Genomic DNA, 898 nt, shown 5'->3' with positions numbered 1-898 from the left:
CGTGTGTTTGTAATTGAAGAGCAGGAAGTTATTCAAGGCTATGTAATGGTTAATCTTGAATCGCATTATCAAACGCCTAGTAATGGCTTTGAAGTCGAAAAACTTTATGTCGATAWCACTTTCAAAGGGAAAGGGTTAGGTCGAAAGCTCTTGAATGAAGTCGAAAATCAGTTGGGTAATAAATACTGGCTTTACACTTGGGTTGAAAATGAATCCAATGGATTTTATGAGCATCTGGGGTTAAGTCGAATAGGGCTTCTAACGTTTAAGTTTGCAGGGGCTTCAATAGAAAATAACGTGTATCAGTCAGCCCACACATAACAAAGCATTTAAGACGGATTCCCAACGCTCGGCATTTTTGGTTTGCTTCAACTTTAGTCTTTACGGCACAATGCTTTAGGTTCAGTGGTCTGTGTTGCTCACCACTTAATGCGGCGTTATGTGTTTGGAGGGGAAATGGTTAGGGAAGCGACAAAAGACGATTGCGTAAAATTAGCGGCATTGTCTATTAAAGTCTGGCTAGACACATATGCTAGAGAAGGTATCAAAACTGAATACGCTGAGTATGTATTGTCTACTTTCACTGTAACCTACTTCTTAGAAATATTGGATACGATTAAATATCGTGTGTTTGTAATTGAAGAGCAGGAAGTTATTCAAGGCTATGTAATGGTTAATCTTGAATCGCATTATCAAACGCCTAGTAATGGCTTTGAAGTCGAAAAACTTTATGTCGATATCACTTTCAAAGGGAAAGGGTTAGGTCGAAAGCTCTTGAATGAAGTCGAAAATCAGTTGGGTAATAAATACTGGCTTTACACTTGGGTTGAAAATGAATCCAATGGATTTTATGAGCATCTGGGGTTAAGTCGAATAGGGCTTCTAACGTTTAAGTTTG

At 38.5% G+C, this 898-nt stretch carries 2 protein-coding genes; both read left to right on the top strand.

Annotation, left to right across the window (positions count from 1 at the left end):
* On the top strand, positions 1 to 321 hold a 321-nt coding region (locus L4D20_RS24235), incomplete at its 5' end, for a GNAT family N-acetyltransferase (protein WP_428804123.1).
* 135 nt (positions 322 to 456) lie between these two features.
* Positions 457 to 898: GNAT family N-acetyltransferase (locus tag L4D20_RS24230; RefSeq protein ID WP_428804122.1), on the top strand; the 442-nt coding region annotated here is incomplete at its 3' end.

It is taken from the genome of Vibrio kyushuensis (assembly GCF_050337325.1).
Taxonomy (GTDB): domain Bacteria; phylum Pseudomonadota; class Gammaproteobacteria; order Enterobacterales; family Vibrionaceae; genus Vibrio; species Vibrio kyushuensis.
Note: the sequence above shows the minus strand (reverse complement) of the source record. Positions and strands in the feature narration are given on the sequence as shown.